Annotated in this window: 9 protein-coding genes; 1 reads left to right on the top strand and 8 read right to left on the bottom strand. The window is 74.1% G+C overall.

Annotated elements, in window-relative coordinates:
* Positions 1 to 8: 8 nt before the first annotated feature.
* From D1J60_RS38040 to D1J60_RS13520, 5 genes are all read right to left on the bottom strand, one after another.
* A complete protein-coding gene (locus tag D1J60_RS38040; RefSeq protein ID WP_241253253.1) occupies positions 9 to 2,372 on the bottom strand; it encodes a 2Fe-2S iron-sulfur cluster-binding protein in 2,364 nt (787 codons plus the stop codon).
* Entirely contained in the window at positions 2,369 to 3,226 is an 858-nt protein-coding gene (locus tag D1J60_RS13505) for an FAD binding domain-containing protein (protein WP_206436639.1), read from the bottom strand. The genes D1J60_RS38040 and D1J60_RS13505 overlap by 4 nt, the downstream gene beginning before the upstream one ends.
* A 449-nt stretch (positions 3,227 to 3,675) precedes the next feature.
* Positions 3,676 to 5,316 (bottom strand): beta-N-acetylhexosaminidase, encoded by a 1,641-nt coding sequence (locus tag D1J60_RS13510; protein WP_125821270.1) that lies wholly within the window; start codon positions 5,314 to 5,316, stop codon positions 3,676 to 3,678.
* A 193-nt stretch (positions 5,317 to 5,509) separates the two neighbouring features.
* Entirely contained in the window at positions 5,510 to 5,794 is a 285-nt protein-coding gene (locus D1J60_RS13515) for a DUF3039 domain-containing protein (protein WP_125821271.1), read from the bottom strand.
* 28 nt (positions 5,795 to 5,822) lie between these two features.
* Positions 5,823 to 6,383: a YqgE/AlgH family protein gene (locus tag D1J60_RS13520; RefSeq protein ID WP_125594918.1), complete on the bottom strand. Its 561-nt coding sequence runs from the start codon at positions 6,381 to 6,383 to the stop codon at positions 5,823 to 5,825.
* Between the two features lie 262 nt (positions 6,384 to 6,645).
* On the opposite strand from D1J60_RS13520, the gene murA reads away from it, so the two are divergent.
* Positions 6,646 to 7,983, top strand: a complete 1,338-nt coding sequence (murA, locus tag D1J60_RS13525; protein ID WP_125594919.1) for a UDP-N-acetylglucosamine 1-carboxyvinyltransferase — start codon at positions 6,646 to 6,648, stop codon at positions 7,981 to 7,983.
* A 159-nt stretch (positions 7,984 to 8,142) separates the two neighbouring features.
* Here the strand turns inward: murA and D1J60_RS13530 are convergent, their stop codons facing one another.
* The 3 genes from D1J60_RS13530 to D1J60_RS13545 all read right to left on the bottom strand — a co-directional run bounded on the left by D1J60_RS13530 (position 8,143) and on the right by D1J60_RS13545 (position 13,067).
* Positions 8,143 to 8,424: an HU family DNA-binding protein gene (locus D1J60_RS13530; RefSeq protein ID WP_007264399.1), complete on the bottom strand. Its 282-nt coding sequence runs from the start codon at positions 8,422 to 8,424 to the stop codon at positions 8,143 to 8,145.
* A gap of 320 nt (positions 8,425 to 8,744) precedes the next feature.
* Positions 8,745 to 10,178 (bottom strand): NAD-dependent malic enzyme, encoded by a 1,434-nt coding sequence (locus D1J60_RS13540; RefSeq protein WP_125821272.1) that lies wholly within the window; start codon positions 10,176 to 10,178, stop codon positions 8,745 to 8,747.
* Between the two features lie 582 nt (positions 10,179 to 10,760).
* Positions 10,761 to 13,067: a UvrD-helicase domain-containing protein gene (locus tag D1J60_RS13545; RefSeq protein WP_125821273.1), complete on the bottom strand. Its 2,307-nt coding sequence runs from the start codon at positions 13,065 to 13,067 to the stop codon at positions 10,761 to 10,763.
* Between the last annotated feature and the right edge of the window lie 209 nt (positions 13,068 to 13,276).

Raw genomic sequence — 13,276 nt, forward strand, 5'->3', positions numbered from 1 at the left:
CTGCCCGCTCACGCCATGCCTCCGTTGTGCTGGTCCCCGCCGAATCCGTTCCCGTGCAGGCCGCCGAGCCCGTCGGGTCCGTGTGGCCCGGAGGGTCCGTCCGGTCCGGGGAAGCCGTCGGGGCCGAGGTGGCCGGTCGGGATGCCCCGGCCGTCGGTCCCGTGCGGGCCCGCCTGGCCGTCGAAGGCCGCCTGGCCGCCGTCGTAGCCCGTCTGGCCGCCGTCGTAGGCCGTCTGGCCGCCGTCGAACACGCCGGATCCCGGGTTCGAGCCGAAGGGGTCGAAGCCGTCCGTCCCGTGGGCCGCGTGGATCCCGCCCTCGCCGGGCTGCGCCTGGTGCGGGATGAGCGCGTCGGCCTCCGCGGCGGTCGCCTCCCGCTCCGCGACGACCTCGCGGACCGCCTCGATGACGCCCTTGTAGCCCGAGCAGCGGCAGAGGTTGCCGCACAGCGCCTGGCGGGTCTCGAGGTCGCTGGGGGCGTGGTTGCCCTCCAGCAGGTCATGGATGGTCATGGCCATGCCGGGTACGCAGAACCCGCACTGCACCCCGCCCGACCTGCACAACGCCTGCTGCACGTCCGAGAGTTCCCCGCCGCTCGCGAGGCCCTCGACGGTACGCACCTCACTGCCGGCCGCCGTCGCCGCCGGGACCAGGCAGGAGGCGACGAGCCGCCCGTCGACCTGGACCGCGCAGGCTCCGCACTCGCCCTGCGAGCAGCCGTCCTTGGCGCCGGCCAGGCCGAGCCGCTCGCGCAGCACGTACAGCAGGGACTCGCCGATCCACGCCCCGGTGACGGGCCGGTCGGCGCCGTTGACCCGCAGGACGTACGACGCCGACGGGTGCTCGTGCTGGGCGACGGCGGGGATCCGCTCTTCCTCGTACGCGGTCTCCTGGACCGGGAAACTCCCGGTGTCGCCCTCGGCCGGAGGTGTCGCACCGCTGTCGGCACCGCCGTCACCCGGCACGGGCGCGGCCTCCGCTTCGGCCGGAGCGGCCGCCGGGGGCTCCGCGAAGGCGGGTCCGGCGGTCTCGGCGCCCTCGGCACCGCCGTCGGCCTCCACCGGACGCGACCGCTCACCCTCGACCGGCATCTCGGCCGGGCCGTGCGAGGCCTCGATGTCCGGGGCGGCCGCGGGCACGGCCTCGGGCTCCGGCCCGGCCTGGAGGTAGCCCTCGGGCAGCGGGGTGCCCACGCCGGGGCCGCCCAGCACCCTCGGACCGCGTCCGGCCGACAGCGCGGCCGCGGGCGCACCGGCGGCGCCGCCTGGGAGCACGCCGGAGCTCAGCAGCACCCCGGGAGCCGCCTCGGGCGCCGCGGGCTGCTCCCAGGGCGCGGGCGTCCCGCCGGCGGGACCGCCCCAGCCGCCGTCCAGGGCGGGGTCGCCGGCGCCGCCGGGCAGCGTCCACTGCCCCGTCGCCATCGCGTCCTCCGGGCGGTGCACCGCCTCGGGGAAGTGCCACTCGGCGGTCGCGCCGGGATCCGGCTCGGCGTGGGGGTCGGCGTAGGGGTCGGCGTGCGGGCCCGTGTGCAGCCCGCCGCCCAGCGTCCCGTGCGGGCCACCCTGCGGGGCGGCATGCGGGTCCAAGTGCGGCACACCCCCGTGCGAGCCCCCCTGCGGGTCGGCCTGCGGGGCGGCCTGCGGGTCCAAGTGCGGCACACCCCCGTGCGGGGCGGGGTGCGCCCCGAACGGGCCACCCTGCGGCGCGGCGTGCGGCCCGCCCTGCGGCTCCCCGAGCAGGCCGGCGTGCGACGCCCCCTGCGGCTCCCCGTGCAGGCGGGCACCGCCCTGCGGCTCCCCGTGCGGGACGCCGCCCGACGGCTCCCCGTACACGGCGCCACCCGACGGGTCGAAGTGCAGCCCGCCGCCCAGCGTCCCGTGCGCCCCGCCGGCGGACGGCTCGGCGTGTGCGGAACCGTTCTGCGGCTCGGCCTCGGCCTCTCCCGCGGGCGCCGCCGCGAACGCGGCCGCCACCGACGCCGGGAGCGGGATCGACGCCGGGATCGGCGCGCGGGCGGGCGCCTGCGCGGCGGCTCCGGCGGACGGGCCGGAGCCCGCCGCCCCGGGGGCCGTTCCCGAGCCGGCGTCCGGCCACTGCACCGGCATCGTCCAGGTGCCGGTGGCGGAGGGGTCCGCACTGCCCGACCCCAGCGGCACGATCATCGGCGGCGGCACGAAGCCGTGCCCGGGCGCCGCGAGCGGCTCCCCGCTGTCCAGCGCGTCCAGCATCTCCTGCGGCAGCTGCACGAAGGCCGTGGCCTCGTTGTCGTACTCGCCGCCCTGCGGGACCGGCTCCCAGCCCCAGCCGTTGCCGGCCCCGGCGCCCTGCCCCGCGTTCCCCGTCGTTCCGCTCACGTTCTCGTTCTCACTCATGAGGTCAGCGCCCTCCCCAGGGCCCTGCGCGCCAGCACGGCCACCGTCCGCCGCAGGTGCAGTACCGCCGAGGACACCTGCTCCCCCTGGTCGGGCACGCAGGCGGCCGCGACGTACTCGCCGAAGGCCTCCAGTGCCTCGGGGGCCAGGCTGCGGTCCCCGTCCCAGTCGATCAGCGAGGCCACCCACTGCTCGGCCTCCAGCGGCCGCAGCGGCATCGGGGCCACCGCGCCGATCGCGCACCGCACTCCGCGGCGCGCCGGGTCCAGTACGAGTCCCACGGACGCCACCGCGCGGCCCGGGCCGGTACGCCCGGTGGCCTTCAGGAACACCTGAGGGGCGTGCAGCAGCGGCACCCGCACGAAGCCGATCAGCTCGCCCGGCCGCAGCATGTCGCGGCCGGCCAGCAGGTGGGAGACGGGGATCTCGCGCTGCGAGCATCCGGTGTCGCCGAGGCTGCCGGGGCCGACGATGACCAGCTCGGCCTCCAGCGCGGCCAGCACCGGCAGGGCGTCACCGGTCGGCGCGGCCGAGGCGATGTTGCCGCCGAGGGTGCCGGCGTTGCGGATCTGCGGCGGGCCGGCGGCCCTGGCGGCCGCGGCCAGCGCCGGGATCAGGGCGGCGAAGTCCGGCCGTCCCATCCGGGCGTGCGTCAGTCCGGCGCCGAGGAGCGCGTGCCCGTCCTGGTACTGCCAGCCGCGGATCTCGTTGATCCGGCCGAGGCCCACCAGGGCGGCGGGGCGCAGCAGCCCGGCGTTGACGGCGGCCATGAGGTCGGTGCCGCCCGCCACGGGCACGGCCGCGGGCATGGCGGCGAGTGCCGCGACGGCCTCGTCGAGCGAGGCCGGCAGCATCACGGACTGCGCCCGCTCCGCCTGCGGCCCGAGAGACGAGTGCGGTGCGTGCGGCCCCTGAGCCGAATGCGGTGTGTGCGGTGCGTGCGTGGTCAACCCGGCTGCCCCTTCCCGATGTCCCGGTCCCGGCGCTCACGCCTGTCCGCCGTACGGTACGTGCTCACCGCCGGGACGTGGCAACTCTGGCACATCTTCGGGAGCGCCCGGCGCGAGGGTCGCCCGGGTACGGGGTGCCGGCCCGCGGGCCGGTGCCGTCCGCGCGCGGCCGGGGCGGGGCCCCCGGGCGGGGCGTGCGGGCGGGCCGGCGCCGCCCGCGGCACGGTCCGGCCCCCCTCCGCCCGAACGTCCGTTTTCCCCTGGATCAGCCTCCTTTGGGCGAGAGTTCCAAAGGTTCCCGAAGAGTTCCGCTTCCGGACAGGCGGCGCCGGAGCGCCCCCCGTGCCCCCGGGTCACACGATCGGGGGCGCGCCTTCGAGCGGGCGTCCCACGACCCCCGGACGCCGCTGCCACGGCAACGGTCCGGCCAGTGGCCGGTAGTCGACCCCGAGGGCGTCCAGGCGGGCCAGGTGGGCGGCCGTACGCGCCTCGAAGCCGGCCCAGTCACGGGATTCCGGTTCGGGCAGCCGCGACCAGACCGTCTCGGCGAAGGCGGCCAGCCGGGGGAACACCTGGTAGTCCACGCGGGACTGGTTCTCCATCACCTCGGTCCACACGTTGGCCTGGGCGCCCAGCACGTGGGCGGCGGCCTCCGGCGACAGCTTCGGCGGCACCGGCTCGAAGCGGTAGACGTCCTCCAGGGTGCGCACGTACCCGATGGGCATCGGCTCGTCGGGGCCGTCCGCCTGACGGTGGTCCAGGTACACCTGCTGCTCGGGGCACATCACCACGTCGTGCCCGGCCTCGGCGGCGGCGACGCCGCCCGCGTACCCGCGCCATGAGGAGACGGCGGCGCCGTCGGCGAGTCCGCCCTCCAGGATCTCGTCCCAGCCGATGAGCCGGCGGCCGCGGGCGGCGAGCCAGCCGTCGAAGTGCCGGATGAACCAGGACTGGAGGCCGTCCTCCCCGTCGACGCCGAGCTCGCGGACGCGCGCCTGCGCGGCGGGCGAGGCCCGCCACTGCTCCTTGGGGCACTCGTCGCCGCCGACGTGGACGAACGGCGAGACCTCGGCCGGGAAGAGGTCCAGCAGTTCCTCGAAGACCCCTTCGTAGAAGCGGAGCACCTCTTCGGTCGGGGCGAGGACGTTCTCGCTGATGCCCCAGTCGTCCCACACGCCGAGCGCGGCGGTGTCCACGACGTCCGCGTTGCCCAGCCACGGGTAGGCGGCGATGGCGGCCTGCGAGTGCCCGGGGACGTCGATCTCGGGGACGATCCGTACGTGCCGCTCGGCCGCGTACGCGACGATCTCGCGGATGTCGTCCTGGGTGTAGAAGCCGCCGTGCGGGGTCTCGTTCCACAGCGGGGAGGCGCGGTGGCCCCAGCGGCTGCGGGCCCGCCAGGCGCCCACTTCGGTGAGCCGGGGATGGCGCTCGATCTGGACGCGCCAGCCCTGGTCGTCCGTCAGGTGCAGGTGGAGCACGTTCAGCTTGTGGGCGGCGAGCAGGTCGATGTGGCGCAGCACCCCGTCCTTGGGCGTGAAGTGCCGGGCGGTGTCGAGCATCATGCCGCGCCATCCGAAGCGGGGGCTGTCGGTGACGGCCGCGTACGGAAGGCTCCAGGTCCGGCCGGGCCGCAGGGGCGCCCGCCGGTAGGCGTCGGGGCCGAGGAGCTGACGCAGCGTCTGGGCGCCCCAGAACAGCCCGGCGGCGTCCCCGCCGGTCAGCTCCACGCCGTCGGCGCCGATGTCGAGCCGGTACGCCTCGGACCCCAGCCCCTCCGCTCCCCCGGGCCCGATCCGCAGCCGTACGTCGCCGCGCGCGCCGGCGGCCGGCGCGGGCAGGGCCCATCCGGTGGCGGCGCCCACCTCCCGGCGCAGCCAGCGCGCGACACCCCCGGTGCCGGGCCCGGCGTCGAGCACGGGGTCGGGTCCGAAGGTGTGGCGGCGCCCCTCCGGGTCGGGAACGAGGTGTTCGGGGAGCGGGATCAGGTCCATGCGTCAGTCCTCCGCGTCGGCCGGCCGGTCACCCGCGCGGAGGCGGCGGCCGGCCCGCGGCGTCCCGCTCGGCACCCGTCCCCGCGGGGCGACGCTCGTCGGGCCGACCCTAACCCGCCCCGCGCACACGGCGAAGGCCCCCGGACGCGCTCGCGCGCATCGGGGGCCTTCGGCGGCACAGACCAGGACCTGGTTACTGGTCCTTGCCGCCCTTGTCCTTGTCGCCGCCGGCGCCCATGGACTCGTAGATCTCCTTGCACATGGGGCAGACGGGGTACTTCTTCGGGTCGCGGCCCGGGACCCAGACCTTGCCGCAGAGCGCGACGACGGGGGTGCCGTCGAGCGCGCTCGCCATGATCTTGTCCTTCTGGACGTAATGGGCGAAGCGCTCGTGGTCGCCGTCGCCGTGGGACACCTGCGGCGTCGGTTCTACGAGGGTCCCCGTACCAGTCCCGCGCTCGGGCTCAAGAGTGCTCATAAATCCAGGGTACTGAACCCCGCCGGGCTCAGTTCAGCGACGGGTCGTCCAGATAGGTGGCGACCATCGCGAGCTCGCTGCGCTGGCGGCGCAGCACCGCCCGCCACAGCCGTTCGGGGTCCGGGTAGGAGACGTCGCCCGGTTCTGAGTCGACGACGTACCAGGCGCCCTCGCCGAGCTCGTCCTCCAGCTGGCCGGGGCCCCATCCGGAGTAGCCGGCGAAGATCCGCAGGGCGCCGAGGGCGGTGGCGAGGAGTTCGGGCGGGGCCTCCAGGTCGACGAGGCCGATCGCCCCGTGCACCCGGCGCCAGCCGAGCGGCCCCTCCTCACCGGGTATCACGGCGACGCCCAGGGCGGAGTCCAGTGCGACGGGGCCGCCCTGGAACACCACCCCCGGATCGCCGGCCAGCGGGGCCCAGGGGAGCAGGATGTCGCGGACGTCCACGGGGGTGGGCCGGTTGAGGACCACGCCGAGCGAGCCCTGCTCGTCGTGGTCGAGCAGCAGCACCACCGCGCGGTCGAAGTTCGGGTCCGCGAGGGCGGGGGTGGCCACGAGCAGCCGCCCTGTGAGGGAGGACACCTCGGTCATGGGCACATGATCTCGCACAATCGCCCCTCGGGGGGAGCGGGCGACGGCAACGGATCAAGCGCAGCTCAGGGCGCACGGCGACAGAGAGGAGCGCGCGCCGCCCCGCACGCCGGAACGCAACACTCCGCTACCTGGCGGACACCGAGGGTGCTGTGCCGTATTCATGACAGTCCTACGGCCCCGTCACCCATACAAACATGGGGGTGGTGGCCCTTACCCTTACGTCTGGTCCCCTGCCCATCCACTCCGGAACGCGAGATCCATGACCGGCAACGATGTCCTGCTTGTCCACGGCGGAACCCCGCTCGAGGGCGAGATCCGTGTCCGCGGTGCGAAGAACCTCGTGCCGAAGGCCATGGTGGCCGCCCTGCTCGGCAGCGAGCCGAGCCGGCTGCGCAATGTTCCCGACATCCGTGACGTGCGGGTCGTGCGCGGTCTGCTCCAGCTGCACGGCGTGACCGTGCGCCCCGGCGAGGAGCCGGGCGAGCTGATCCTCGACCCGACCTACGTCGAGAGTGCGAACGTCGCCGACATCGACGCGCACGCGGGCTCCTCCCGCATCCCGATCCTCTTCTGCGGCCCCCTGCTGCACCGCCTCGGCCACGCCTTCATCCCGGGCCTGGGCGGCTGCGACATCGGCGGCCGTCCGATCGACTTCCACTTCGACGTGCTCCGCCAGTTCGGCGCGACCATCGAGAAGCGCGAGGGCGGCCAGTACCTCGAGGCCCCGCAGCGCCTCCGCGGCTGCAAGATCCGCCTGCCCTACCCGTCGGTCGGCTCGACCGAGCAGGTCCTGCTGACGGCCGTCCTGGCCGAGGGCGTGACGGAACTCAGCAACGCCGCCGTCGAGCCGGAGATCGAAGACCTCATCTGCGTCCTGCAGAAGATGGGCGCGATCATCTCCATGGACACCGACCGGACCATCCGGATCACCGGTGTCGACCGCCTGAGCGGCTACAACCACAAGGCGCTCCCGGACCGCCTGGAGGCCGCGTCCTGGGCTTCCGCGGCCCTGGCGACCGGCGGCAACATCTACGTGCGCGGCGCCCAGCAGCGCTCGATGATGACCTTCCTGAACACGTACCGGAAGGTCGGCGGCGCCTTCGAGATCGACGACGAGGGCATCCGCTTCTGGCACCCGGGCGGCCCGCTGAAGGCCATCGCCCTGGAGACGGACGTGCACCCCGGTTTCCAGACCGACTGGCAGCAGCCGCTGGTCGTCGCCCTGACGCAGGCCACGGGCCTGTCGATCGTGCACGAGACGGTCTACGAGTCCCGCCTCGGCTTCACCTCGGCGCTGAACCAGATGGGTGCTCACATCCAGCTGTACCGCGAGTGCCTGGGCGGCAGCGCCTGCCGCTTCGGCCAGCGCAACTTCCTGCACTCGGCGGTCGTCTCCGGCCCGACCAAGCTGCAGGGCGCCGACCTGGTCATCCCCGACCTGCGCGGCGGCTTCTCGTACCTGATCGCGGCGCTGGCGGCCGAGGGCACCTCGCGCGTCCACGGCATCGACCTGATCAACCGCGGCTACGAGAACTTCATGGAGAAGCTCCAGGAGCTCGGCGCCAAGGTCGAGCTGCCCAACGGCGACCTGGTCTGACCATCTCCCCGCGGGGGCCCGACGGGGCCCCTGCCGGGCCCCCTGCGGGGCCCTGGAAAGGCCTGAGGGCGGCCACCCCGAACGGGGTGGCCGCCCTCGGCCGTTCTACGTACCACTGCCGTCCCGAGGGCCTGTGCGGCCCTCGGCACAAGGGCGGTACTACTTGCCCTTGGCGGCTTCCTTGAGCTTGGAGCCCGCGGAGACCTTCACGCTGTAGCCGGCCGGGATCTGGATGGGGTCGCCGGTCTGCGGGTTGCGCGCGGTGCGAGCGGCACGGTGGGTGCGCTCGAAGGTCAGGAAGCCGGGGATGGTGACCTTCTCGTCGCCCTTGGCGACGATCTCGCCGACGGTCTCGGCGAGCGCGGCCAGAACGGCGTCGGCGTCCTTGCGGGTCACCTCGGCGCGCTCGGACAGAGCGGCCACCAGCTCACTGCGGTTCATGTTGTACTCCCGTGTTCAACTTGCCTTAGAGGCGTGAGATCGAAGCCGATGCTGCCAGGGCCCTAGGACAGTGCCCGGACCCGGGTCTGAACGTCAGACCCTCTCGCCCGGTTACGCATCCTGCCCCCACCAGCGGCGGGAAAGCCAATCCGGCACCCGCCAGGGTCACACGAAAAGCGCCACAGTCACGCCGCGGTGACGCTCCGTCCGCACCATGGGCTCCGGGGGATGGCTCCGGTGGATGCGGACCGCGGGCCACGCGGGCATCCCCGCAACCCTATGGGCGCCCCGGGGGGCCCGCATCCCGCGACGCGCCGGTATCAGGCCGTGGGCCCCGTCACAGCGGGAGTCTGAGCGGCCTGCGCGGCCTTGCGGACGGCGCCCGCGACGGCTCCGGCGACCTTGTCGTTGAAGACGGACGGGATGATGTAGTTCGCGTTCAGCTCGTCCTGGCCGACGACGTCGGCGAGGGCGGCCGCGGCGGCCAGCATCATGTCGGTGTTCACGGTGCGCGACTGCGCGTCGAGCAGGCCGCGGAAGACGCCGGGGAAGACCAGCACGTTGTTGATCTGGTTCGGGAAGTCCGAGCGGCCGGTGGCCACGACGGCGGCGGTCTGGCGCGCGACGGCCGGGTCGACCTCCGGGTCCGGGTTCGCGAGCGCGAACACGATGGCGCCCTCGGCCATGGCGGCGACGTCCTCGCCCGAGAGCACGTTCGGGGCGGAGACGCCGATGAAGACGTCGGCGCCGACCACGGCCTCCTTGAGGGTGCCGGTGTAGCCCTCGGGGTTGGTGTTGTCGGCGATCCAGCGCAGCGGGGAGTCCGGCGCGGCGTCGACCAGGTCGGGGCGGCCGGCGTGCACGACGCCGTGGATGTCGGCGCTGACGGCGTTCTTGACGCCCGCCGCGAGGAGCAGCTTCAGGATGGCCGTACCGGCCGCGCCGGCACCCGACATCACGACCTTGACGTCCTCAACTGCCTTGCCCACGACGCGAAGTGCGTTGGTGAGGGCGGCGAGGACGACGATCGCGGTGCCGTGCTGGTCGTCGTGGAAGACCGGGATGTCGAGGGCCTCGCGCAGGCGGGCCTCGATCTCGAAGCAGCGCGGCGCGGAGATGTCCTCCAGGTTGATGCCGGCGAAGCCCGGGGCCATCGCCTTGACGATGGCGACGATCTCGTCGGCGTCCTGGGTGTCGAGGCAGATCGGCCAGGCGTCGATGCCGGCGAAGCGCTTGAAGAGGGCGGCCTTGCCCTCCATGACGGGCAGCGCCGCCATCGGGCCGATGTTGCCGAGGCCCAGGACGGCGGAGCCGTCGGTCACGACTGCGACGGAGTTGCGCTTGATGGTGAGGCGGCGCGCGTCCTCGGGGTTCTCGGCGATGGCCATGCACACGCGGGCGACGCCCGGGGTGTAGATCATCGAGAGGTCGTCACGGTTGCGGATGGGGTGCTTGGACGACATCTCGATCTTGCCGCCGAGGTGCATCAGGAAGGTTCGGTCGGAGACCTTGCCGAGGCTGACGCCCTCGATGCCGCGGAGCTTCTCGACGATCTCGTCGGCGTGCGCGGTGGAGGTGGCGGCGATGGTGACGTCGATACGGAGCTTCTCGTGCCCGGAGGCGGTGACGTCGAGGCCGGTGACCGATCCTCCGGAAGACTCCACGGCGGTGGTGAGCTGGGAGACCGCGGTTCCGCTCGCGGGCACTTCCAGGCGGACCGTCATCGAATACGAGACGCTGGGCGCCGTTGCCATGGCCGTGTTTCCTCTTCTGTCCCTGGTTTCGCTGTACACGGATCCCGCCCCACGCCGTCCACGGATGGGCGGGTGCGGCAGGACCTGTTGTCCGATCGTCCCACCTACCAGCCGGTACAAGGTAACCAGCTACAAATTTCGGAAAGACTCTTCCACCATACGAGAGAACTCGGGCGCCTGGAATGGTGGGTTGATACAAAACAGGTCCGCGCCCCCCACTCGGTGGAGGGCGCGGACCTGGTGCAATCACGGCTAAGACACCGACCCGCCATGCTCGCCTCGCGGCAAGTGGTCGCTCTAAGCGACGAAGGTTGGGCCCGGGGGCTTGGATCGAGCCGGTGTCGTACCCAGGCTAACAAAGGATCGCCGGAAGCGACCCCCCTCCCGCGCGTTGGACACCCCGATCACGCGCCTGGCCGCCAGCCGTCCGGGAACGGCCCGCCACCTGCCGGGCGCCGGCGAAGCCGGGCCGGCCAGGACGCCGCCCCGGGCCGGACGGCCCAGGGCGGCCCCGGCGGGCCTCCACCGGGGCTCCGGCGGGGCTGCGGCGGGGCTGCGGCGACCGGCGGGCCGGCGGGCGCGTTACGGCCGCAGGAGCTCCGGGACGCCGTCCGCGCCCGGCTTGTCGCCCGCCGCCGAGACCACCGTCAGCTGCTGCGTCGCACGCGTCAGCGCCACGTACAGCACCCGCAGACCCGCCGGGGACTCCGCCGCGATCTCCGCCGGGGACACCACCACCGTCGCGTCGTACTCCAGGCCCTTGGCCTCCAGGCTGCCCAGCGCCACCGCCCGCTCGCCCAGGTCCGCCAGCCAGCCCGCGGCCTCCGCACGCCGGTCCATGGCCACGACCACGCCCACCGTGCCGTCCACCTGCTCCAGCAGCCGCCGCGTCTCCTCCCGCACCGCCGCGCCCAGGTCCTCCCCGGCCGCCGTGAAGCGGGGCTCCAGGCCCGTCGAGCGCACCGCCGTCGGCGGCTCCATGCCCGGCATCGCCAGCTCCAGCACCCGGGCCGCCACCTCGGCGACCTCCGCCGGGTTGCGGTAGTTCACGGTCAGCGTGAACCGCCTGCGCGGCCGGGAGCCGAGCGCCTCGTCCCGCGCCGCCGCCGCCTCGTCGGGGTCCGTCCACGAGGACTGCGCCGGGTCACCGACCACCGTCCAGGTACCCGTCCGGCCCCGCCGGCCCACCATCCGCCACTGCATCGGCGTCAGGTCCTGCGCCTCGTCCACGATCACGTGCGCGTACTCGGTCCGCTCGGCCGCGATCCGCTCGGCCCGCTCCCACTGGGTCTCCTCGCGGGTGGGCATCAGCTCCTCCAGCCCGCTGAGCTGGTCCAACGGGTCCAGCTCCCGCTTCCGCTTCGGGCGCGCCGGCGCGCCGAGGAGCTGGTTCAGCTCGTCCAGCAGGGCCACGTCGTGCACCGACAGCGGGCCGGAGCCGTCCGCGCCCACCCGGCGCAGCGAACGCGCCAGCTGCCGCGTCTCGCGCGGGTTCAGGTCCCGCCGCGACCAGCGGCCCAGCCGCCGCTCGTCGGCCATCGCCGCCAGCACCCGGCGCGGGGTCAGCTCCGGCCACCAGGCGTTCAGGAAGCCGAGGAAGTCGTCCTCGGTGGAGATGTCCTCGTCGAACGCGCTGCGCAGCTCGGCCGCCAGCTCCGGGTCGCTGTGCCGGCCGGACGCGCCCGTCTTCGCGTACAGGGCGTCCAGGAGCAGCTTGCGGGCGCGCGGGCGCAGCAGGTTCACGGGGGCGGTGCCGCCGAGCACGTTCTGCCGGATCCGGTTCAGCTCCGGCGCCTCCAGCTCCACGCGCCGGCCGAACGCCACCACGCGCAGCCGCTCCGGCGCCTCGCCCAGCTCCAGGGCGCCCCGCACCGCCTTGCGGAGCACCTTGAGCATGCGGGAGGAGCCCTTGATCCGGGCCACGGACGGTTCGTCGTACGTGGTCGCCTCGGCGCCGTCGACGAGGGACCCGAGCGCCCGGATCGCGACCTGGCCCTCCTCGCCGAGCGAGGGCAGGACGCCCTCGGTGTAGGCGACGAGCAGGGGGGTGGGCGAGACGATCAGGATGCCGCCCGAGTAACGGCGGCGGTCGTGGTAGAGCAGGTACGCGGCACGGTGCAGCGCCACGGCCGTCTTCCCGGTGCCCGGCCCGCCGGCCACCTCCGCGACGGAGGCGGCGGGGGCGCGGATCACCAGGTCCTGCTCCGCCTGGATGGACGAGACGATGTCCCGCATGGTGTGCGTACGGGCCCGCCCGAGGGCGGCCATCAGCGCGCCGTCGCCGATGGCGGGCAGCTCCCGCCCGTCGAGGGAGGCCGTGACCTCCGGGCGCATCAGGTCGTCCTCGACACCGAGCACCTTGCGGCCCTTGGAGCGGATCACGCGGCGGCGGATGACGCGGCCGGGGTCCTTGGGGGTCGAACGGTAGAACGGCGCGGCCGCCGGGGCCCGCCAGTCGATGACGAGCGGCGAGTAGTCGGAGTCGAGCACGCCGATCCGGCCGATGTGCAGGGTCTCCGCGATGTCGGCGGTGAGATCGGCGCGGATCGCGTCGTCGGCGGGCTGGACGGAGGTGTAGGCCCCGTCGGGGCCGCGCTCCCCGTCCTTGCCGAGGACGAGGTCGATCCGGCCGAAGAGGAAGTCCTCGAACTCGTTGTTGAGCCGGTTGAGGTGGATCCCGGCGCGGAACACCTGCGCGTCCCGCTCGGCGAGCGCCCCGGGGGTGCCCACCTGGCCGCGCTTGGCGGCGTCGTTCATGAGGAACTCGGCCTCGTGGATCTTCTCCTCAAGGCGTCGGTACACCTGATCGAGATGCGTCTGCTCGACCGCGATCTCCCGATCGCGAACGGAATCCGCCGTGCTGTCGACAGCGGCATTCTGCGCGGCCACCAAGGCCCCCTTCTGACGTGCATGGGCGACCGTCAACCGTACGCGAATCCAACCGCTCTCCGCACGCCGGTCTCGGGGGTCGGGTGGGCGGGCGGGGACGGCATCCCCTCGGACGGCCTCGGGGAGGGTTGGGGGCTTCCCGTCAGTCCCATCGTCCTTCCGGTTCGGGCCGGTCCCTCAAGGGCGCTCCTTCGGCGCGTCGCTACGCG

This window comes from Streptomyces sp. W1SF4 (genome assembly GCF_003950035.1).
Lineage (GTDB): Bacteria > Actinomycetota > Actinomycetes > Streptomycetales > Streptomycetaceae > Streptomyces > Streptomyces racemochromogenes.

Excerpts from the sequence above, each read along its gene's own strand:
- D1J60_RS13510 (WP_125821270.1), bottom strand. The coding sequence starts at position 5,316 with ATGGACCTGATCCCGCTCCCCGAACACCTCGTTCCCGACCCGGAGGGG.
- D1J60_RS13515 (WP_125821271.1), bottom strand. The coding sequence starts at position 5,794 with ATGAGCACTCTTGAGCCCGAGCGCGGGACTGGTACGGGGACCCTCGTA.
- D1J60_RS13505 (WP_206436639.1), bottom strand. The coding sequence starts at position 3,226 with ATGCTGCCGGCCTCGCTCGACGAGGCCGTCGCGGCACTCGCCGCCATG.
- D1J60_RS13520 (WP_125594918.1), bottom strand. The coding sequence starts at position 6,383 with ATGACCGAGGTGTCCTCCCTCACAGGGCGGCTGCTCGTGGCCACCCCC.
- D1J60_RS13530 (WP_007264399.1), bottom strand. The coding sequence starts at position 8,424 with ATGAACCGCAGTGAGCTGGTGGCCGCTCTGTCCGAGCGCGCCGAGGTG.
- D1J60_RS38040 (WP_241253253.1), bottom strand. The coding sequence starts at position 2,372 with ATGAGTGAGAACGAGAACGTGAGCGGAACGACGGGGAACGCGGGGCAG.
- D1J60_RS13540 (WP_125821272.1), bottom strand. The coding sequence starts at position 10,178 with ATGGCAACGGCGCCCAGCGTCTCGTATTCGATGACGGTCCGCCTGGAA.
- murA (WP_125594919.1), top strand. The coding sequence starts at position 6,646 with ATGACCGGCAACGATGTCCTGCTTGTCCACGGCGGAACCCCGCTCGAG.